Origin of the sequence: Acuticoccus kalidii (genome assembly GCF_021556395.1) — a bacterium.
GTDB lineage: Bacteria > Pseudomonadota > Alphaproteobacteria > Rhizobiales > Amorphaceae > Acuticoccus > Acuticoccus kalidii.
Map to the genome: position 1 here is coordinate 222,722 of NZ_JAKGCS010000025.1, position 20,336 is coordinate 243,057.

Below are 20,336 nucleotides of genomic sequence, written 5' to 3' on the forward strand. Positions count from 1 at the left end.
GCCGTCATGATGACGGACCGTGTCCCATAGCTCCACCGTCGGTCTGGTCCCCCGCCGGGGTGGCGGGGGCGAGCGACTCGCTGTGGTTGCCTTCAAGCGGCGTGCCACGCCGGCCACCGGCGAGGATCACATAAAGCGCCGGCAACACGATCAATGTCAGGATCGTCGCGACGAGGAGCCCGCCCATGATCGCGAACGCCATCGGCCCCCAGAAGAGGGTCGGCGCGATCGGCAGGAGGCCGAGCACCGTCGAGAGCGCCGTCAGCATCAAAGGCCGCAGACGCGCCATCGCCGCCACCGCGGCCGCCTCGCGCGCCGTGAGCCCGTTCCGCTCCTCGTCGACAATCTGCGTGATCAGGATCACCGCATTCTTCGCGATCATCCCGATCAGCGCCAGGATACCGAGAATCGCGACGAAGCCGAGCGGCCGACCGAACGCGAGCAGCGCGGCGACGACGCCGATGAGCCCGAGCGGCAGGAGGAGGACGACGATCGCGACGCGGCGGAAGCTTTGGAGCTGCACCATCAGGAGCGTGACCATGACGATGACCATCAGCGGCACCACCGCGAACACTGCCGCCGCGCTTTCCGCGCTCGTCTCAGCCGTGCCGCCGAGCTCCACCCGATAGCCCGCGGGAAGGTCGGCGCCGAACGCGGCGACGGCCGCGTCGATATCGGTGACGACGGTCTCCGGCGACGTGCCGGGGGCGACGTCGGCGAGAACCGTGAGCGTCGGCATCCGGTCGCGCCGCCAGACGATCGGCTGCTCCTGTGAGGGCTCGAAGGTCGCGAACTGGCTGAGCGCCACCGTGCGCCCGCCCGGCACCGGCACTTGCAGCGTGTTCAAGGTGTCGAGCGTCACCCGGTTTCCTGCGCTCGCCCGCCCGACGACATCGACGAGATAGATCCCATCGCGAAGCTGGGTGATCGGCATCCCCGAGACGGCGGCGTTGAGGACGTTGGACAGCGCCGCGCTCGTCAGCCCGAGCCGCCGGGCCTGATCCTGGTCGATCACGATCCGCACCTCGCGTGAGGGCTCGATCCAGTCGAAGTGGACCCGCGTCGCGCCAGGGTGGGACGCGATCACGCCGGCGAGCGTCTGCGCCTCGGTCCGCAGGATCTCGATATCGGGGCCGGTGAGGCGATATTGGAGCGGCCAGCCGATCGGCGGCCCCATTTCGAGCGGGCTGACGCGGCTGATCGCTTCGGGAAATGCCGTCTCCAGAAAGTCGGCGAGCCGGTCCTCCAGCGCGAGGCGGGAGGCGACGTCGTTCGCCATCACCACGATCTGCGAATGATGGTCGCTCGGCGGCTGGATCGCGAGCGGGAGATAGAAGCGGATCGCGTTCCGGCCGACATAGGACGAGTAGAAATCGACCTCCGTCTGCTGGGAGAGCCACGCCTCGATCGTCTCCACCGCCGCCTCGCTCGCGAAGATCGAGCTCGATCGGGGAAGCTGGAAGTCGACGATCAGCTCGTTGCGATCCGACGGCGGAAAGAATTGCCGGTCGACCCTGTCGAGCGCGAGGAGGGCGAGGGCGAAGAGACCGATTGCGATCGCGATCGTGAGCCAGCGCGCGGCGATCGCAAGGTCGAGCACGCGGCGATAGGCGCGCAGGATCGCGCCCGGCCGGGTCGTCTCGCTCCCGCGGGGCGGGGCCTTCAGGAGCACCGACCCGATGATCGGCGTGAAGAGGACCGCGACGAACCACGACGCGATGAGCGCGATCGCGACGACCTGGAAGAGGGAGATCGTGTATTCGCCGGCAATGCTCTCGGCAAAGCCGATCGGGATGAAGCCGGCGATGGTGATGAGCGTTCCCGTCAGCATCGGCGCGGCGAGCATCCGGTAGGAGTAGGTGGCCGCCTCGTCGATCCGGTCGCCCGCCGCGAAGCGGCGCAGCATGGAATCGACCGTCGTCATCGCATCGTCGACAAGGAGGGCGAGCGCGATGATGAGCGCCCCGAGCGAGACCCGGTGCAGGTCGATCCCCAGCGTCTGCATCACGAGGAACACGGTGGCGAGCGTCACCGGGATCGCGATCGCGACGACCGCGCCAGGCCGCAAGCCGAGCGTCAGGAAGCTGACGACGAGAATGATCGCGATCGCCTGCCACAGCGAGGCGGTGAAATCGCCGATCGCGCGGGTCACGATCTCGGGTTGGTCGGAGACGAGGATCGTCTCGATCCCGATCGGAAGGTTCGCGACGATCCCGCGCATCGCCGCCTCGACATTGCGGCCGAGCTCCAGAACGTCGCCGCCTTCGCGCATCGAGATCGCGAGCCCAATCGCGCGCTCGCCGTTGACGCGGAAGAGGGGGCTCGGCGGGTCGACGAAGCCGCGCCGAATATCGGCGATATCGCCGAGGCGGATCATCCGCCCGCCGGCATTCAGCGAGACGTTGGCGACGTCGGCTTCGGTGTCGAACGCGCCGGTGACGCGCAAAGAGAGATTTTCGAGCCCGGTGTTGATGGTGCCCGCCGGCCGCACGACGTTCTGGGCGGCAACGGCGCTGAAGACCTGGCCATAATCGAGGCCGAGCGTCGCGATCCGCTGCGGGTCGAGGTCGACATAGATCCGCTCGTCCTGGGCGCCGATGAACTCGATCTTGGCGATCCCCGGAACGTCGGCGAGGAGGGCGGAGCGCACCCCGTCGACCGCATCACGCAGCTCGCGGAAGGTGAAGCCGTCTGCGGTGAAGCCGTAGACGATGCCGAAGACGTCGCCGAAATCGTCGTTGAAGAACGGGCCGAGGACGCCTTGCGGGAGTGTGTGGCGGATGTCGCCGACTCGCTTTCGCACCTCGTACCAGGAATCGGCGACCTCTTCGGGCGGCCATGCGCCCTCAAGATCGACATAGATGGTGACGATGCCGGGCCGGGTGATCGAGCGCAGCGCATCGAGACCCGGCACCTCCTGAAGCGTGCGCTCGAGCCGCTCGGTCAATTGATCGGACGTCTCGTCGAGCGTCGCGCCCGGCCACACGGCGGTCACGAGCATCGTCTTGATGGTGAAGGTCGGATCCTCGTCCCGCCCGAGGCCGACAAAGGCGGCGGCTCCGGCGATCACCGCAATGAGCATGAGGTAAATCGTGAGCGACCGGCTGCGGATCGCCCAAGCGGAGAGGTTGGGGCCGATCATGACCGGGCGTCGGGCAGGCGGACGGCTTGGCCGGGCCGCAGCGCCTGAACGCCTGCGGTGACGACCAGCTCGCCGGATTGGAGGCCGGTGGCGACGATAACAGTGCTCGGCCGATGCTCCGCCACTTCGACCGGCCGCAGCGCGACGGTCGATGTGGCGGGGTCGACGACCCAGACCGCCGGCGCGCCGTCGAGGCTCGTGAGGGCGGTCGCCGGGATGATCACGCCCGCCGCGCCGCCGAGCCGCACCTGCCCCGTGACGGTCGAGCCGAGCCGCATCTCGGGCGGTGGATTGTCGAGGCCGACACGCACCCGAAACGTGCCCGTCGTGGCGTCCGCCTGCGGTGAGACCTCGCGGATCCGGCCGCTCGCCGTGACGGCGGGATCCATCGTGAGGGCGATGCCGATTTCGGTATAAGGGGGCACCGTTCCCATGAGGTTCGCCGGCGCGTCGAAGACCGCGTCGCGCCCATCATCGCGGGCGACGCGCACGATCATCTGGCCGGGCTGGACGATCTCGCCGATCTCCGCGCCGCGGGCGATGACGGTTCCGGGCGCGTCGGCGCGCAGCTCGGTGTCGTCGAGGCGGGTCTGGGCGAGGTCGGACCGGGCCTGCGCGTCGTCGACGGCGGATTGGGCCGAGCGCAGCACCTGGGAGGCGTTGTCGAGCCGTGCGCGCGCGACGACATTGCGCTCGTAAAGATGCGACTGCCGATCGAAATCGAGTTGCGCCTCGACGAGGCGGGCTTCGGCGGCCGCAAGGTTCGCATTGGCCGACAACAGCGCGTTCTGTTCGTTGATCGGATCGAGCCGCGCGACGGTCGTGCCCGCTTCGAGCATATCGCCGACATTCACCGGCCGTTCCGTCATCCGCCCGCCAACACGAAAGGCGAGATCGACTTCGCGTTTGGCCTCCACGGTGCCGGTGAGGCTGACGGTGCGCCCCTCTTCCTCGGGCTCGACCGTCACGACGCGGACGAGGCGAGGGGCCTCCGGGGCCTCTTCCTCTTCCGGGGTGCAGCCCGAGGCGAGCAGGACCGCCGCCGCCAAACCCGCGAAAGTGAGGAATTGCCGAACGGTCATATCTGCCACCGGGTGCCAGTTAACTATCATTTTAATGACTGCTAATTGGCAAATTATTCGCCAAATTAGAAATCTATTATATCACACTCCATCTCGGTCGCGCACGCGATCGGCGGTGCTGCACCGCGAAAACGCGGCTGCGATGACAGGCGATGCATAGAGGAATCGCGGGCAATTGGTCGTTATGCGAATTGTGCATGACGGCATCGTCCTGCTCGCATTGCACTAATAGCTGACCTGTGTCGCTCTGATGGCGATGTCGGGCGATCTTGCCGGGGAACGTCGGGGCGATGGCGGCGAGCAGAGGCTATGCGAGGCTCTTCCAGTCGAAGCTCCTCACCCTCGTCGCAACGGGGGTGACGACGGTCGCCTTCTCGATCCTCGCCTTCGACATTGCGGGGCGGGACGCGAGCGCGCTTCTCGGAACGGCCCTCGCCATCAAAGCCCTTGCCTCCATCGTGGCGCCGCCACTCGTCGCGGCGGTGGTCGAGCGCTTTTCGCGCGGTCGCCTGCTGGTGCTGATCGACGTCCTGCGGGGGCTTGCCGTCCTTGGACTCGCCTTCGTGGCGAGCGAATGGCTTCTTGTCGTGCTCGTCGCGGTATTCCTCGCCGCCTCGGCCGCCTTCAAGTTGACCTATCACGAATATGTCGCCTATCTCCTGCCGGCGGAGGGGGACTATGCGCGGGCGCTCTCGAAGAGCCAGATCGTCGACGAGCTCGAAAGTGCGGCCAGTCCGCTCCTCGCCGCCGGGCTCCTCCTGCTCCTTCCCCTCGGCGGCGTCCTCGTTCTGACGATGGCGGCTTTCGCGATCTCGGCAGCTCGGATCTCGTCGGCCGGGCTTCCCGATCTGTCGCACGCGAAGACCGCATCGCCGGTGTCGCGGAGCCTTGCGGGGATCCGCCTCCTCGTCACCGAGCCGCGCTTTCGCGCGCTGCCTTATCTCGCTTTCGTCATGGCCGCCGGCACGGCGATGGTGATGACGACGACGCCGGTGATCGTTCAGGGCGTCCTCGGCCTCGGCGCGCGGGCGACGGCGGTCGCGTTCGCCGGGTTCGGCAGCGGCGCCGTCGTCGGCGCGCTCCTTTGGGTGTGGCTCGCGCGCCGGCACGGCGAACGAGCGCTGATGATGACGGGCGCCGCGCTCGTCGCGCTCGGGCTCTTCGGCGGGATCGTCGCCGCCAGCTATCCGGCCTTCATCGTCCTCTGGATCATGATCGGCGCGGGCGTGATGCTGATCCACACCCCGGCGGCGTTCGCGATCGGCCGCAATGTCGGCGCGGCCAGCCTCCAGGTCGCCTTCGGCGCGGGGCTCGCCCTCCAGAATGCGGCGCTTCTCGTCGTCTATCTGCTGGCCGGTTGGCTCACCGCCGCGACCAGCCTCGACACGACCTTTCTCGTTCTCGGCCTCGTCGCCGGGGCGGCATCGCTGCTCGCCTTCCGGGTAAGGCCGACGGCGCCGGCCATCGGATGAACGAAGCGCGTCCGCCGCGCGAAACGGCGCACCGGCGGCCCGTTCAGAAATCGTGCACCCGTTTCCGGTTAGGCCACGTCTCGATCGCCGGCCGGCCGATCCTTACCTAAGATGGCGACAAGGGCGCATGATGGCGTCTGTCGCCATGCCAAGGGAGCCACTTCTGAGCGAGATCGTGAACCATCGCCCGCGGCTATCGGAGCTCGTCTATGTCACGCTGCGCGAGCAGATCGAGGACGGGACGTTGCCGGCCGGCCTCATTCTCGAAGCGGCCCCGCTCGCGCGCTTTTTCGACCTGTCGCGCACGCCCGTGACGGAGGCGTTGCAGGGCCTTCTCGAGGCCGAACTCGTCCGGCCGACGGAGGGGCGGGGCGTCGCTGTCGGACGGGCGGGCGTTCCGTTTCGCGAGGATCTCGCGGCCGCGGGCCTGCGCCTTCCGGCGCGCACGCGCCGCTCCGTGAGCCAGCGCAATTGGCGATCCCGGACCTATTCGCAGACCGAGCAGGAGATTGCGGCCTGTCTTCCCTTCGGCCGCTTCGCGATCAACGTGTCCCAGTTCGCCGCGCACAAGGGCGTCAGCCGGACGCTCGCGCATGAGACGCTGGTGCGGCTCGAGCGTCTCGGCCTCATCCGCCAGCAGGGCGCGCGATGGTATGCGGGCCAACTCACCGAGCGCGATATCGATGAACATTATGAGATGCGCTGGATCCTGGAGCCGTCCGCGCTCGTCCAGTCGGCCGCGACGCTGCCCGATGCCGTCCTTCGCCAGGCGGTGCGGAACGCGGAGGCGGCGCTCGCCGAACCCGGCGCCATCACGGTCGAGATGCTCGACCAGATGGAGGCCGACCTTCACCGCACCATCGTCCTCCATGCGCCGAGCCGGCAGATGGCGGAGGCGATACGGCGCAGTCAGCTCCCGCTGATGGCGACGAACTTTTCCCTCAAGGACAAGAAAGCTCGCGGCGTCCTCCACAACACCGCGACGGAGCATTTCGCCGTGCTGCGCCCGCTCGCCGACGGCGACGTCGCGGGGGCGGCGGAGGCCCTCGCGGCGCATTTGAAGTCAGCGCGCGAGATCATCCAGCACACGCTCAAGGTGCCGCACCCGGACTTCGAGCCGCCCGCTTACATGGTGCGCAAAAGCTGAAGCTCAGGCCGCGCGATGGAGGAGGTCTTCGCCGGCCTCCATCCGCCGCAAATTCTCCTTGAGGATCGCCGCGATCCCGTCGAACGCCACGTCGGAGACGCCCGCGTCATGCGGTGTGACGACGATGCGATCGTGGGAGAGGAGCGGGGAGTCGAGCGGCAAGGGCTCGGCCGCGACCGTGTCGAGACCGGCGGCGTGGAGGGTGCCCGCATCGAGCGCCGCGACCAAGGCCGCCTCGTCGACGATCCCGCCGCGGCCGACATTGACGAGGCTCGCCTCCGGCTTCATCCGGGCGAGTGCCCTGGCGTCGAAGAGGTTGCGCGTTCCAGCGTTCAGCGGCGCGCAGATCACCACGACATCGCTCACCGCAAGCATCTCGTTGAGATCGTCCATCGTGCCGAGCGAGGCGAGACCGAGCGCCGCCGCCTCGCCGTCGGGATCGCCGGAGCGGCGCACGGCGTGCACCGTCATGTCGAAGGCTTTGAGGCGCTGGGCGATCTCCCGCCCGATATTGCCGAACCCGACGAGGCCGACCGTGCGTCCGGCAAGGCCCTGGTTCAGCGGAACCTGCCAATTCCACCGCTGCTCGGCGATGAAGCGCGCCTGCTGGGGCCGCAAGCGTGCGCACATCAGGACGAGGAGCACCGCACCCTCGGCGACCGCCGCCGCACCGCCCGACAGGTTCGACGGCGCGTTCGCCACCATGACGCCGAGGTCTTTCGCCGCCGCAAGATCCACCGTGTCGAGCCCGACGCCGAACTGGTGGACGAGGCGGATCGACGATCCTTCGAGGAGCGCGCGATCGACCTTCGCCGCCGCCGGAACCACGGCGTCCGCCGTCTTGCGCTCGGCCTCGCTCGCCTCCGACCACAAGAGGATGTCCCACCCGCCGAGAAGCGTGCGCAGGCGGTCGACGAGGGCCGGGGGCCAGGCGGCTCCGAGGAGAAGGCGGCGGGTCATCGTGATCTCGTCCCTAGAAATGCATATTGCGTGTAAAGCGCACTTATCATACGCTCCGAAACCATAAAAGGTCCGGCGCGGTATCAGCCGCCATCGCCCGCGAAGATCTACTTTGCCGGTGAAGAAGAAAAGGACCGGAAGGAGAGGAAACATGCTGCGGATCCGTCCGCTCGCCGGTCTCGTTGCCGGCGCCGCGATGCTTGTGACGAGCGCCCACGCGGCCGACTACACCATTCGCTTTCACGTCAGCCCCGCGCCGGACCAGCCCGCCGCCCTTGCCGCCGAGCGCTTCGCCGAAGCGGTGGAGACGCGCAGCGAAGGACGCATCGAGGTCAACGTCTATCCGTCCGAGCAGCTCGGCGGCGAGCCCGACGCGATGCAGAATGTGCGCATCGGCGGCATCCAGCTCGCCTTCATGAGTCCGGGCGCGATCGGCAATCTTCTGCCCGATTTCCTGATCCTCAACGGCCCCTTCCTCTGGAAGGATTGGGAGACCGCGCAATCGGTGCTCAACGGCCCCTTCGGCGAGACCTTGTTCGAGGAGCTGCGGACCCAGTCGGGCATTCGCGTCCTCGATCCGCTCTGGTATTGGGGCTGGCGCGAGATGACGGCGGACAAGCCGATCCGCACCCCCGCCGACCTTCAGGGCCTCAAAATGCGATCGCCCAACATTCCGGTCTTCGTCGAGATGTTCCGCGCGCTCGGCGCCAATCCGACGACGATCAACTTCCAGGAAATCTATTCCGCCTTGCAACAAGGCGTCGTCGACGGTCAGGAAAATCCGATCCCAGCGATCTGGTCCCAGCGGTTCTATGAGGTGAATCCGTACATCTCGATGACGAACCACATTTTGCAGACCAACGTCATCATCGCCAACGAAATGTGGTTCCAGTCGCTGCCCGACGATCTGAAGACGATCGTCGAGGAGGAGATCGTCGCGGCCGGCCAATACAACACCGAATTGCAAATGCAGGCGGAGCGCGATCTGGTCGCCCAGATCGAGGCGGCGGGCGGCACGATCGTGGAGGATGTCGACCGGGAGGCGTTCCGGGAGGCGACCCAATCCATCTACACGACGCTCGCCGATTCCTGGACCGAGGGTCTTTACGACCGCCTCCAGGACGCCATCGCCGAGGCAAACCCGAACTGACGATCCACCCGAGCGCCCGGCCGGGTCATGGCCGCGCGCTCGGGCCGACAAAGGCCGGCGCGCGCCGGTCGCGATCGAACCCGCCAAGAGCCCGCCCGCCGGGCTCCGACCGTCCGCAGCCGATCAATCTGGGAGGCGTCCCCATGTGGCGCGTCATTGCCCGCATCGAGGATGCGTGCGCCATCGCGGCGCTCGTCCTCTTCACCGTCCTCATCGTGACGAGCGTCGTGTTCCGCTATATCTTCAACAGTCCGCTCTCGTGGACGGAAGAGGCGAGCCTCATCGCGTTCGCCTGGCTCCTCTTTCTGGGGGCCGCGATCTGTGCGCGCGAGAATGTGCACATTCTGATCGACCTCGTCGCGCCCCGACCGGGCTCCGCTTTCGACCGTCTCTCTGAAGCCTTCTCGGCCGTCGTCGGCGCCATCGTCTGCGGACTGATGGCGTGGATCTCGCTGCGTTACACCATCGGCGCCTATCCGATGGTGACGCCGATCTTCCGCGTCTCGAGCGCCGTCTACAATGCGGCCGCCCCCGTCGGCTTCGCGCTCGTCACGATCCACCTCGTCATCCACGCGGTGAAGGCCGCTCTCGGGCCGGTCTCGGACCCGCACCCCGAAGAGGGGATCTGACGTGTTCGGCCTGATCCTCGCCCTTTTCGTACTTCTCATCCTGATCCGCATCCGGCTTGCCTTCGCGCTGCTCGCGGTGTCGATGATCTATTTCTGGCAAGTCGGAATGCCGCTCGACATCGCGGCGGCGCGCGTCGTGGCGACGACGCAGTCCTTTCCGCTGCTCGCGATCCCGCTCTTCATCCTCGCCGGCAATCTGATGAACCGGACGGGGATGACCGAACGGCTCTTCCGCTTCGCGTCGGTGGTGCTCGGCCGCGTGCCGGGCGGGCTCGGCCATGTGGTCGTCGCGGTCGGGATGCTGATGGCCGGCACCTCGGGCGCGGCGATCGCCGATGCGGCGGCGCTCGCCCGCGTCTCGATCGACGAGATGGAGCGGCGCGGCTATCCGCGCCCGTTCGCCGCCGCGATCTGCGCCTTCTCGGCGACGATGGGGCCGCTCATTCCGCCGTCCATCATGTTCATCGTCTATGGCTGGCTCGCGAGCGTGTCGGTCAATCGCCTCTTCATCGCAGGCGCGATCCCCGGCGTGTGCGTCGGCCTCTTCATGGTCGTCACGATCTTCATCATCGCCAAGCGCAAGACGTTCGGCGTCATGGAGGAAAAGCCGACGCGTCAGGAGGTCGTCCGCGCCTTCATGGCGGCGATCTGGGCGATGCTGATGCCGGTCGTGGTGCTCGGCGGCATCATCATCGGCGCCTTCACGGCGACCGAGGCGGCGGCGATCGCGGTCGCCTACGCGCTGGTGGTGGGGGTGGTGATCTATCGCGGCCTCACGTGGGACGGGCTTATCGGCGCGCTCAAGGAGACGGTCGTCACGGCGGTCTCGGTGATGTTCGTCGTCGCCGCGTCCTATCCGTTCGGCTGGATCCTCACCGCCGAGCGGGTGCCGCAATCGATCCTCGAGGCGGCGACGGTGATCTCGTCCGATCCGCTGTTGATCCTCCTTCTCGTCAACATCGTGCTGCTGCTTCTCGGCATGGTGATGGAATCGACGGCGGTTCTCCTGATCGTCGTCCCGGTGCTCTTGCCGCTGATGCATGCGATCGGCGTCGATCCGATCCATTTCGGCGTGATCGTCACCGCGAACCTTCTCCTCGGCACCATCACGCCGCCGTTCGGCATCTTGATGTTCACCACCTGCGCCATCGGCAAGGTCTCGACGCTCGATTTTCAGCGGGCGTCGATCCCCTTCTACATCGCCTTCCTCCTCCTCCTCGCCCTGGTGACCTACGTGCCGGCCATCTCGTTGTGGCTGCCGTCTGTCGTCCTGAACTGATGGGCCGCGCGCCCGAATAGAGAGCGTCCATGAGCAAGATCACAGAAATCGAGATCGTCGACTTCGGTTTCGACGTGCCCAATCTCGGGCAGGTCGGGGCCGGCCAGCTCGTCGGCTTCAAGAAAGGGGCGGTGACGCGTGCCGTGCGTCAGGCGATCGCGATCCGCACCGATGACGGCCTCGTCGGCGAATACGTGACCAACTGGTGCGGAACGGCGGCGACACGCGGCGAGATGGACATGCTCTGCCCCTTCCTCATCGGCCGCGATCCGATGGAGCGGGAGGGCATCCACGACGATCTGAAGCGCGAGATCCGCCAATGGTCGGGCATGGGGCAGGGCCCGCTCGACATCGCGCTCTGGGACATGGCGGGCAAGAAATACGGCGCGCCGATCTCCGAGTTGATCGGCGGTTATCGCAAGCGTCTGCCGGCCTACGCTTCCACCTATCTCGGCGACGATAATGGCGGGCTCGATTCCAAAGAGGCGTACGCCGCCTTCGCCGAGGAATGTTACGCGCTCGGCTACCGGGCCTTCAAAATCCACGGCTGGAACGAGGGCGATGCGAAGCGGGAGGCGGAGAATGTCATCCACGTCGCCAAAGCCGTCGGCGATCGGATGACGCTGATGCTCGACCCGGCGAACCAGCTTCGCACCTTCGCCGACGCGCTCTATGTCGGCCGGGCGTGCGATGAAGGCAATTATTTCTGGTACGAGGATCCCTTCCGCGATTCCGGGCGGTCGGCCTACGCGCACAAGAAGCTGCGCGAGATGATCCGCACGCCGATCCTCATCACCGAATATATTCGTGGCCTTGAGCCGAAAGCCGACGTGATCCACGCCGAGGGAACCGACTTTGTGCGCGTCGATCCGGAGTATGATCTCGGCATCACCGGCGCGTTGAAGACGGCGCATCTCGGCGAGGCGTTCGGGCTCGATGTGGAGGTGCACGCGGCCGGGCCCGCGCACCGGCATCTAATGTCGGCGATGCGCAACTCGAACTTTTATGAGGTCGCGCTCGTCGGGCCGGACGTGCCGAACATGATCGCCCCGGTCTACACCTGCGGCTACACCGATCAGCTCGATTGCGTCGAGGCGGACGGCTGCGTGACGGTGCCGACCGGGCCGGGTCTCGGCGTCACCTATGATTGGGATTATATCAACGCCAACACCGTGAACCGCCGCGTCTTTAAATGACGATGCGCCCCGTCGCGCACGAACGCGACGGGGCGGCCAACCGCTCGGCCGCCATGGTGGCGGCCGGCGTCTCGCGCGGCGAGAGGGCGACCCCGATCAGCCCGGCGGGGACGCGGCGGCGCGCAGCGACAGGCCGCCATCGAGCTGGATGTCCTGCCCGGTGATCCAACCGCCCTGCGGCCCGGCAAGGGTCGCGACCATCGCGCCGATCTCTTCCGCGTTGCCGAGGCGGCCGATGGGGTGGCGGCCGCGCCGTTCGGCGAGGGTGCGCTCCGGGTCCGCCGAAGCGTTGATCGCGCCGATCGACAGCTCCGTCAGAACGAGGCTCGGGCTCACCGCGTTGACGCGAATGCGGCGCGGGGCGAGGTCGAGCGCCATCTGGCGAACCATGCCGATCGCCGCCGCCTTCGAGGTGCAATACGCAACGCGCTCGGCGTGCGGCACGCTCCCGGCGATGGAAGCGATGGCGATGATCGCGCCGCCGTCCGTCATGTGGGGGACGACCGCGCGCCCATAGAGAAAGAGCGGCAGGATGTTGGCGTCGAGGACGTGCCGCATGTCGTCAAGGCTCGCGTCGACGATCGAGCCGACCGCCGTCGCGCCGGAGCTCACGACCAAGGTGTCGATACCGCCGAGCGCGGCGGCCGCCGCCTCGACGGTCGCCGTGACGTCGGCCTCGAGCGTGCCATCGGCGGCGCGGTAGCCGGCTGAGGCCGGACCGATGGCCTCGGCCGCGTCCCGAAGCGGCGCCTCCCGGCGGCCGGTGAGATAGACCCGGCCCTCCGCCGCGAGCGCCTTTGCGGCGGCAAGGCCGAGGCCCGTGCCGCCGCCGACGATGAGCGCCCGGCTCACAGCCGGAACGTCCGCGCGGCGGACGTGGCGTTCGCACGGATATAGTCCCAGTCATAGCTGACGCCGAGGCCGGGCCCGGTCGGCACCGGCATCCGCCCGTCCGCATCGAGGCCCTCCGGCTGGTCGCTATAGCCGCACGTATAAGGCGGGACGAGGTTCGCCATGCCGGGGCCGATCAGCGCCAGCTCGTAGAAGTGGGTGTTGCGCACGGCCGCGATGCAGGCCCGATGGGCAGGCCCGCAGGCGTGGACCTGAATATCCATGCCGATCGATTCGGCCATGTGGGCGATCTTCATGAGGCCGGTGATCCCGCCGTCATATTCGGGATCAGTATGGATCATGTCGCAGCCGCCCGCGAGGGCGAAGGCGGCTTTCTGCTCCGGCCCGCGAATATGCTCGGAGACGAGAAGCGGCGTCTTGAGCTTCTCGCGCAGCATGAGCTGGCCGTGCACCGACACCGAGGAGTCGCGATAAGGATCCTCGTACCAGAGGCATTCGGCTTCGTCGCAGGCGCGGCCGACATAGAGCGCATCGGCCCAGGTCCGCAATTCGCAACCCGGATCGACCATCACCTCCATGCTCTCCCCGACCGCCTCGCGCACGGCAAGGACGACCGCCGCCTCGCGCCGCTTGTCGCCATCGTGCCAGCCATGGATCTTGAAGCCGCCGAAGCCCTGCTCCTTGCAGGCGACCGCATAGTCGGCGAAGGCCTCGATGGAATCGAGCCCGCCCGGCGTTTCCTGCCCGTGATGGGTGGAGGCGTAGGTCGGCAGGCTCGTGCGGTAGCCGCCGAGCATGGTCGCGACGCTCATGCCGTATTTGCGGCCGACGAGATCCCACAGCGCGATATCGAGCGGGCCGTGCCCCATCCCGTCATAGGCGCGGACCTCGCGCTTCAGGTCGTCATAGATGCTTTCGCGGTGCTCCGGGTCGCGGCCGAGAAGGTGCGGGGCCAGCATCAGCGTCTGGCCGAGGGCCGCTTCGGTGCCGACCCAATGGGTGGCATAAAAGCCCTCGTGCCCGTCGTCGGTCGCAACGCGGATCGCGTAGCGCATCACCGTCAGCGACGCGCCCTTGTGGTAGCGCAGATTGGAGACACCCATCGCGCGGTGTCCGCCGAGATCGAGGTCGCGGACCGTGAAGGTGAAGGGGATGACTTCGACTTCGTTGATCGTGCTCACGTGTCGTTCCTGGATCAGCCGCCGTAACCGAAGAGGCGCGGCAAGGCGAGGGTGAGGGTGGGCACGTACATGATCGCGACGAGCCCGGCGAAGAGGGTGAGAAGGAAGGGGACGAGCGGGCGCATCGTGCGCGAATATTCGACGCCCCCGATCTTGCAGGTGAGAAGCAGCAGAACCGCGACGGGCGGTGTCAGCGCCCCGATCAACACGGCGATCACCGTGACGACGGAGAAGTGGATCGGATCGAAGCCGAAATTCGCCGCGATCGGGGTCAGCACCGGGACGACGAGGATGAGGGCGGAGATCGTCTCGATGAACATGCCGATGATCAGGAGGAGGATGACGATCAGCGCGAGGACGATCGTCCCGTTCGAGGTGACCTCCGACAGCCATGTCGCGATGGCCGCCGGCACACCGGCCCGCGCGATGATCCACGAAAACAGCGCCGCTCCGCCGAGAATGATGAGGATGCTTGCCGTCGAGAGCGCGGTGGAGAGGGCGAACTCATAGGTGCCGCGCAGCGAGAGACGGCGCGCCAGCGCGCCATAAAGGAGCCCGTAGGCGACGGCGACGATGCCCGCTTCCGTCGGCGTGAACATGCCCGACAGGATGCCGCCGACGATGAGGATCGGCATCAGGAGCGCCGGGGCGGCCGCGCCGAACGAGGCGACCACCTCCGAGGCCGGCGCCCGCGCCTGACGCGGCGCGCCGATCGTGTCCGCCTTGATGTAGACGAGCACCATCATCACGAACGCCATGAAGAGGCCCGGCAGGATGCCGGCGAGGAAGAGCGTGCCGATCGAGAGCCCCGTCATCGCGCCGTAGAGCACCATGAGGATCGACGGCGGAATGATCGGGCCGAGGATCGAGGAGGCGGTGGTGATGACGACCGACCATTCCGGCTTGTAGCCCTCCCGCTTCATCGCGGGGAGCATCATCGAGCCGACTGCCGCGCAATCGGCTGCGGCCGAGCCGGAGATGCCGGCGAAGATGATCGAGGTGAGGATGTTCACCTGGCCGAGGCCGCCACGAATATGGCCGACGAGGGAGCGGGCGAAGCGCACGATCGCCGCCGTCACCCCGCCGACATTCATGATCTCGCCGGCGAAGATGTAGAGCGGGATCGCCAGCAGCGAGAAGGAATCGAGCGAGGAATAGAAGCGCTGCGGCAAAACGAGAAGCGGCACCGTCCCCTCGACGCCGAGCGCCAGAACCGCCGACAGCCCCATCGCGAAGGCGATCGGCACGCCCATCAGAAGGAGGACGGCGAAGGCCGCGAACATCAGGAGGACGAGGGTCATAGCGTGTCCAGACGGGCAGCGTTCGCCTCGCTCGCGGGATCCTCGGCGGGACGCACGAGAAGGGCGAGGACCGACAGTGCCGCCCCGAGCGGGAGGGGGAGGTAGAACCAGGCGCGCGAGATGCCGAGCGTGATCGACATGCCGTTCACCGCGCGCATGGTGAACGCGTAGCCGGTGCGGGCGAGGATCGCGCAGAAGACGACCGACGCGGCGACGGCGAGGATGATCTTGACGCGCTCCATCGCCGGCGGCAGCCGCAGAAGATCGACCTTGATCTCCTGCCGCCGGTAGAGCGCGACGGGGGTCGCGAGGAGCACCACCCAGACGAGCAGCAGGCGGATCACCTCTTCGGTCCAGAAGAGCTGGGCTCCGATGAGATAGCGGTTGAGGACTTGCAACAGCGTCAGCGCCATGAGCGTCGTGAAAAGGGCGACGACCACGGCGCCGAGCACGGTCGCAACGGCGCTGGCGATGCGGGTCATTGGGGGCTTACTGCGCGCGGATCTCTTCGAGGAGCTCGGTGGCGCCGGCGCTCGCTGCGAACTCGTCCTGGAAGGGGGCGAGCTTTTCCTGGAAGGGCGCGGTGTCGACGTCGTTGATGGTGAGGCCGACCTCGGCGAGCTTGTCGAGCCAGGACTGGTTGCGCTCGGTCCACTGCGCGCGCTGCTCGTCGCCCGCTTCCTTCGCCGCCCGCAACACCGCCTCGCGGTCGGCCTCGGAGAGGCCGTCGAGGAAGGCCTGGTTGATGACGAACGAGCCGTCGAGAAGGATGTGCTTGGTCAGCGACAGATAATCCGCCACCTCGAAGATCTTATAGGTGAAGCCGGTCTCGGGGCTGCCTTCCATCGCGTCGACGACGCCGGTCTGCATCGACGTATAGATCTCAGGCGCGGGGATCGGCGTCGGGTTCGCACCGAGCGTCGTGAACGTCTTCACGAAGACGAGGCTTTCCGGCACGCGGATCTTCACCCCGGCGAAATCGTCCGGCGTCTCGATCGGCTTCGTCCGCAGGAAGGTGTGGCGATAGCCGCCATTGATCCAGTTGACGACGCGGATGCCATAGGCGTCCGACAGCATGTCGGAGAGCGTCTCGCCGACGGGGCCGGTCATCACCGCCTCGAAGTGGTCGAGGTCACGGTAGAGGTAGGGAAGGGCGAGGATGCCGAACTGCGGCGCGTAGTTCGAGTAGAGGCCGGATTCGCCATACCCCATCTCGAGCGTGCCGAGCGAGACCGACTCGATGATCTCCCGCTGCCCGCCCATCTGGCCCGACGGCAGCACGTCGACGGTGATCGCGCCGTCCGAATAATCCTCGACGAGCTCCTTGAAGCGCAGGGCGGCGCGATGCTGATCGGAATCGGTCATCACGTGGTGGGCGACCCGGATCGTGGTCTGAGCCGCGGCGGGAAGTCCGGTCGCGGTGGCGACCGTCGCGGCGAGGGCGAACGCCAACGCGCCCCGGCGGGCGGTTCGGAATGTCTGCATGGTCGTTTCCTCCATTCGCCGTTTTCGGGTTCGGCGATTGGTCGCAACGCTATCGCAATGTGTTGACGCTCGACAAGTGTGTCCCGTATAGAAAAACGATGTTGCTATATATGGAACAATGAGCTCTTTACAGAACGCCCTACGCCTCCTCGCCCAATTCAGTGCCGATCGCACCGAGCTGCGTGTCACCGACCTCGCCGAGGTCCTCTCACTGCCGAAAAGCAGCGTGTCCCGACTCCTCAAGGAGCTGACCGAGGCCGGATTGGTGGAGCGGGAGGCGGGCGGGCGCGCCTTTCGGATCGGCCCGGAGCTCTTTCGGCTCGGCCATCTCTATCGTGTGCGCGTGCCGGTGCAGGAGCGGGTGGACGAGGTCTGCCAGGAGCTGTTGAAGCGATATCCGGCGACCGCCTATCTCGCGGTGTTGCGCGGTTTCGAACTCGTCGTCCTGCGCCGCCACGAAGGCTGGCACCCGGTGCGCTATATCATGGAGCCCGGCGACACCATCCCGGCGTTCGCGACCGCCGTCGGCCGCGCCTTGCTCGCGCGCCTTCCGATGGAAACGCTCGAGGAGATCGTGCCCGATCATCTGACGCTGGACTACCGAGATGTCGATGCGAGCCGACAGGAGATGCTCGACGAGCTGGTCGCCATCCGCGAACGCGGTTGCGCGCTGATGGACGACCGCAAGCTTCGCGTCGCCGCGATCGGCGTCGCAGTCAGCAGCGGCACGGGGCGCGATCTCGGCTTCGCGCTCTCCTTCGCGACGGAGGCGATCGCGACGGCCGACCGGATCGTGCTCGAAGAGGATCTGATGGAGGCGGCGTGGGAGATCGGCCGGCTAAGCGGCGATCCCTATTGGCAACACCGCACCGTCCGGCAGGGCTGATCCCGCCGGTCGGTCTCGCGGCGCGCAGGTTGCGGCGTACCCTAGAGGCGGGTCTGCCCCTCGACCGCACGGGCCGCGCCGGCGGCGGCCGCCTCCTGGACGATCTCGGGACTATAGCGATCGGCATCGGCGATCCGCACCGTCACCTCCCGGTGGGCGAAGCGGATGCCCTCCTTGTCGAAGAGCTCGCTGATCCGGGCAAGGACATGGCGGCGCGCGATGAACTGGTTGCCGGGCTCGGTCATGAACTTCACGCGCATGATCATCGCCGAATCGTCCATCTCGACGACGCCCTGCGACTTCAGCGGCGCGAGGAAGAGGGGGCCGACCTCGGGATCCTCCGACAGCTCCTGGCCGAGCTTCTTCACGAGCTTGCGCACCCGCTCGATATCGGTGCCGTAGACGATGCGCAGCGGCAGCTTCATCACCACCCAGTCGCGCGAATAGTTGGTGAGCTGCTTGATGGCGCCGAACGGGATCGTGTGCAGCGGGCCGTTGTGGTGGCGAAGCTGGAAGGAGCGCAGCGAAATCTTTTCGACCGAGCCCTTCGCGCCCCCGACATCGATATATTCGCCGCGCCGGAACGCGTCGTCGATCAGGAAGAAGGCGCCGGAGAACATATCGCGGATCAGCGTCTGCGCGCCGAAGCCGACGGCGAGGCCGATGACGCCGGCGCTGGCGAAGAGCGGCCCCACATTGAGGCCGAGCGCGGCGAGAAGCACCATCCCCGACACGGTGGCGACGGTGACGAACACCACATTGCGCAGGAGCGGCAGGAGCGTCGCAAGGCGTGAGGAACCCGGCCCCATGCCCTCCTCGGGATCACCTTCGCCGCCCGGAAGTTCGTCTTCGAGCTTCCCGTCGATCCACGTTCTGACAGACGCGTAGAACGCATAGGCGCCGAGCAGGAAGAGGATGAGGCCGAGCCACTCGGACCCCTCGTCGGTGATTTCGAGCCGGCCCCAGATCACGAACATCGTCACCACCGCGATCACCACGGAGCCGATCCCGGCGAGGTTCTGAAACAGGCCATGCCAGCGCATCCGCCACACGGTGACGGGCTCGACGACGGCGATCGGCGCCTTCGGCTCGCCCGTCGCCTCGTCGATCTCCGGCTCGATCGTCGTTTCGCTGAGGAGCCGTGCCTGATGTGCCGCGAAGCGCCGCGCGAGCACGATGACGGCGATGCCATAAAGCGTCAGCCCGGCGAGGCCGGAGACGATCGGCACGAGAACCGGCCCGGCGCGGAACCCCTCCGAGAGAACGATATTGGTCACCGTGAGCGCGCTCGCGATCACGAGATAGGTGATGATCAGGAAGAGCCATGTGGCGGCGAAGAACTTGCGCACGCCGTTCGTCGGATAATCGGGCGCGCCGCGGATCAGGCCGCCGATCTCGACGCGGTAGATCACGAAATAGAGGCCGAGAAGCACCGATGAGGTCAGCGAGGAGATCATGCGAACCACATCGTGGTTCTTCTCCGGCAGATGGATCCCGTTCAGCCAGATGCTGAAGCCGAGAAGCGCGACGGAGACCGCCGTCATCAGGAGGAGCGTGCGCTGCATCCGGCGGGCGGTCGCATCGTCGAGCGCGAGGAGGCGAGCGGCCGGCTTGCGGGGAAGAAACAGACTGACGAAGAAGTCCCGGAACAAGAGATACATCGTCAGCGCGATGAGCACGACGATCGTCGTCATGCGGGCCGGGCCGGGCGAGGGCACGATGAGGATGATCGCGAGGATGCCAACGCCGAGGAAAGCGAGGTCGGCGAGATAGCGCAGCGCCGTGCGCAACATGACGTAGCTGGTACGGAAGGCCGGCACCGTCTCCGCGCGCGCTTCGAGGCGGCCGAGCACGCGGTTGCCCCAGAGGCGCAGGAGCGTGCAGACGATCCCGCTCGCGAGGATCGCGACCGCGGCGAGCGGCACGGTCCAGCCGAACCATTGGAGCGTTCCGCTGCGTCCCGAACCGCGGGCGGCATCGACGATCGCGTCCGGCGTGTCCGGCAGTTCTGACAGCGTGTCGACGATCGCAAAGCGCACGGCGATGGCGGTTTCGAGGGCGCTCGCGGCGGTCGCAGCGGCGGTCTCCAACGATTCGGGATTGTCGCCCGGTTCGGCCGCGGGCTCAGTGGTGGCCGGCTCGGCGGCCGCGACGGGGGCGGTTGTCGCCGATCCGGCGTGTGGCGCGGCCGCGCTGCTCGTCGTCGCCGGTTCGGCGTTCGTCGTGGCCGAGGGTGGCGGGGCGGAGGGCTCGGTCTGCGCCCATGTGGGCGATCCCCCCAGCGCGAGGAGGACGACGACGAGGAGTAACGCGGCCGCCCGCCATCTCATGAGCGCTGCTGTCATCCCCATCTCCTGAATTTCGTCTGCGGCGTGCCTGACACCAACCATTTCGTGCCGCGACGTGCCTCGTTTTCGGCGATTGCGTCCAGATAGATCGGACATCGCGATCCTTTCGCGACGTTGAAATTCTTGAAGTGAGACCCGTGCGCCTCAATTCAGCCTCGTCACGGCGCGCCGTCGCGGCCCCCGTATCCGCCAGACCGTGGACCGCCTTTCGCATCGACGGCGACGC

16 protein-coding genes are annotated in these 20,336 nt (G+C 67.2%); 7 read left to right on the plus strand and 9 right to left on the minus strand.

Going from position 1 to position 20,336, the window contains the following annotated elements; translation table 11 throughout:
- Positions 1 to 4: 4 nt before the first annotated feature.
- Together L1787_RS17750 and L1787_RS17755 are read right to left on the minus strand one after the other, a co-directional pair.
- Entirely contained in the window at positions 5 to 3,142 is a 3,138-nt protein-coding gene (locus L1787_RS17750) for an efflux RND transporter permease subunit (protein ID WP_235710419.1), read from the minus strand.
- Entirely contained in the window at positions 3,139 to 4,224 is a 1,086-nt protein-coding gene (locus L1787_RS17755) for an efflux RND transporter periplasmic adaptor subunit (RefSeq protein ID WP_235710420.1), read from the minus strand. Before L1787_RS17755 ends, L1787_RS17750 begins: the two co-directional genes overlap by 4 nt.
- Before the next feature lie 290 nt (positions 4,225 to 4,514).
- Here L1787_RS17755 and L1787_RS17760 point away from each other — a divergent pair, with 290 nt between their 5' ends.
- On the plus strand, positions 4,515 to 5,696 hold the full coding sequence (locus L1787_RS17760; protein WP_235710422.1) for an MFS transporter: 1,182 nt from the start codon (positions 4,515 to 4,517) through the stop codon (positions 5,694 to 5,696).
- Between the two features lie 175 nt (positions 5,697 to 5,871).
- Entirely contained in the window at positions 5,872 to 6,843 is a 972-nt protein-coding gene (locus L1787_RS17765; RefSeq protein ID WP_235710424.1) for a GntR family transcriptional regulator, read from the plus strand.
- 3 nt (positions 6,844 to 6,846) lie between these two features.
- Here L1787_RS17765 and L1787_RS17770 read toward each other — a convergent pair whose 3' ends face one another.
- Entirely contained in the window at positions 6,847 to 7,803 is a 957-nt protein-coding gene (locus L1787_RS17770; RefSeq protein ID WP_235710426.1) for an NAD(P)-dependent oxidoreductase, read from the minus strand.
- Between the two features lie 151 nt (positions 7,804 to 7,954).
- Between L1787_RS17770 and L1787_RS17775 the strand changes: the two genes are divergently transcribed.
- The 4 genes from L1787_RS17775 to L1787_RS17790 all read left to right on the plus strand — a co-directional run bounded on the left by L1787_RS17775 (position 7,955) and on the right by L1787_RS17790 (position 12,057).
- Positions 7,955 to 8,953 carry a TRAP transporter substrate-binding protein gene (locus tag L1787_RS17775; RefSeq protein WP_235710428.1) on the plus strand — a complete coding sequence of 333 codons (999 nt, stop codon included), beginning with the start codon at positions 7,955 to 7,957 and terminating at the stop codon, positions 8,951 to 8,953.
- Positions 8,954 to 9,096: 143 nt separating this feature from the next.
- Positions 9,097 to 9,582 (plus strand): TRAP transporter small permease, encoded by a 486-nt coding sequence (locus L1787_RS17780; RefSeq protein ID WP_235710430.1) that lies wholly within the window; start codon positions 9,097 to 9,099, stop codon positions 9,580 to 9,582.
- Position 9,583: 1 nt separating this feature from the next.
- A complete protein-coding gene (locus L1787_RS17785; protein WP_235710432.1) occupies positions 9,584 to 10,861 on the plus strand; it encodes a TRAP transporter large permease in 1,278 nt (425 codons plus the stop codon).
- Between the two features lie 29 nt (positions 10,862 to 10,890).
- A complete protein-coding gene (locus L1787_RS17790) occupies positions 10,891 to 12,057 on the plus strand; it encodes an enolase C-terminal domain-like protein (RefSeq protein ID WP_235710434.1) in 1,167 nt (388 codons plus the stop codon).
- Between the two features lie 96 nt (positions 12,058 to 12,153).
- Here L1787_RS17790 and L1787_RS17795 read toward each other — a convergent pair whose 3' ends face one another.
- The 5 genes from L1787_RS17795 to L1787_RS17815 are packed head-to-tail and all read right to left on the minus strand — an operon-like array spanning position 12,154 to position 16,876.
- Positions 12,154 to 12,909, minus strand: coding sequence for an SDR family NAD(P)-dependent oxidoreductase (locus tag L1787_RS17795; RefSeq protein ID WP_235710436.1), 756 nt, complete (start codon positions 12,907 to 12,909; stop codon positions 12,154 to 12,156).
- Positions 12,906 to 14,090, minus strand: a complete 1,185-nt coding sequence (locus L1787_RS17800) for an enolase C-terminal domain-like protein (RefSeq protein WP_235710438.1) — start codon at positions 14,088 to 14,090, stop codon at positions 12,906 to 12,908. Before L1787_RS17800 ends, L1787_RS17795 begins: the two co-directional genes overlap by 4 nt.
- Positions 14,091 to 14,104: 14 nt before the next feature.
- Positions 14,105 to 15,391: a TRAP transporter large permease gene (locus L1787_RS17805; RefSeq protein ID WP_235710439.1), complete on the minus strand. Its 1,287-nt coding sequence runs from the start codon at positions 15,389 to 15,391 to the stop codon at positions 14,105 to 14,107.
- Entirely contained in the window at positions 15,388 to 15,873 is a 486-nt protein-coding gene (locus L1787_RS17810) for a TRAP transporter small permease (RefSeq protein ID WP_235710441.1), read from the minus strand. Before L1787_RS17810 ends, L1787_RS17805 begins: the two co-directional genes overlap by 4 nt.
- A 7-nt stretch (positions 15,874 to 15,880) precedes the next feature.
- Positions 15,881 to 16,876 carry a TRAP transporter substrate-binding protein gene (locus L1787_RS17815; RefSeq protein WP_235710443.1) on the minus strand — a complete coding sequence of 332 codons (996 nt, stop codon included), beginning with the start codon at positions 16,874 to 16,876 and terminating at the stop codon, positions 15,881 to 15,883.
- Positions 16,877 to 16,994: 118 nt separating this feature from the next.
- Between L1787_RS17815 and L1787_RS17820 the strand changes: the two genes are divergently transcribed.
- A complete protein-coding gene (locus L1787_RS17820) occupies positions 16,995 to 17,762 on the plus strand; it encodes an IclR family transcriptional regulator (protein ID WP_235710445.1) in 768 nt (255 codons plus the stop codon).
- A gap of 41 nt (positions 17,763 to 17,803) precedes the next feature.
- On the opposite strand, the gene L1787_RS17825 is transcribed toward L1787_RS17820, so the two are convergent.
- Entirely contained in the window at positions 17,804 to 20,107 is a 2,304-nt protein-coding gene (locus tag L1787_RS17825) for a mechanosensitive ion channel family protein (protein ID WP_235710447.1), read from the minus strand.
- Positions 20,108 to 20,336: the final 229 nt, after the last annotated feature.

What these genes read in the sequence shown, in the direction of transcription:
- L1787_RS17750 (WP_235710419.1), bottom strand. Translation starts at nt 3,142, where the DNA reads ATGATCGGCCCCAACCTCTCCGCTTGGGCGATCCGCAGCCGGTCGCTC.
- L1787_RS17755 (WP_235710420.1), bottom strand. Translation starts at nt 4,224, where the DNA reads ATGACCGTTCGGCAATTCCTCACTTTCGCGGGTTTGGCGGCGGCGGTC.
- L1787_RS17760 (WP_235710422.1), top strand. Translation starts at nt 4,515, where the DNA reads ATGGCGGCGAGCAGAGGCTATGCGAGGCTCTTCCAGTCGAAGCTCCTC.
- L1787_RS17770 (WP_235710426.1), bottom strand. Translation starts at nt 7,803, where the DNA reads ATGACCCGCCGCCTTCTCCTCGGAGCCGCCTGGCCCCCGGCCCTCGTC.
- L1787_RS17775 (WP_235710428.1), top strand. Translation starts at nt 7,955, where the DNA reads ATGCTGCGGATCCGTCCGCTCGCCGGTCTCGTTGCCGGCGCCGCGATG.
- L1787_RS17780 (WP_235710430.1), top strand. Translation starts at nt 9,097, where the DNA reads ATGTGGCGCGTCATTGCCCGCATCGAGGATGCGTGCGCCATCGCGGCG.
- L1787_RS17790 (WP_235710434.1), top strand. Translation starts at nt 10,891, where the DNA reads ATGAGCAAGATCACAGAAATCGAGATCGTCGACTTCGGTTTCGACGTG.
- L1787_RS17805 (WP_235710439.1), bottom strand. Translation starts at nt 15,391, where the DNA reads ATGACCCTCGTCCTCCTGATGTTCGCGGCCTTCGCCGTCCTCCTTCTG.
- L1787_RS17810 (WP_235710441.1), bottom strand. Translation starts at nt 15,873, where the DNA reads ATGACCCGCATCGCCAGCGCCGTTGCGACCGTGCTCGGCGCCGTGGTC.
- L1787_RS17815 (WP_235710443.1), bottom strand. Translation starts at nt 16,876, where the DNA reads ATGCAGACATTCCGAACCGCCCGCCGGGGCGCGTTGGCGTTCGCCCTC.
- L1787_RS17820 (WP_235710445.1), top strand. Translation starts at nt 16,995, where the DNA reads ATGAGCTCTTTACAGAACGCCCTACGCCTCCTCGCCCAATTCAGTGCC.
- L1787_RS17825 (WP_235710447.1), bottom strand. Translation starts at nt 20,107, where the DNA reads ATGACAGCAGCGCTCATGAGATGGCGGGCGGCCGCGTTACTCCTCGTC.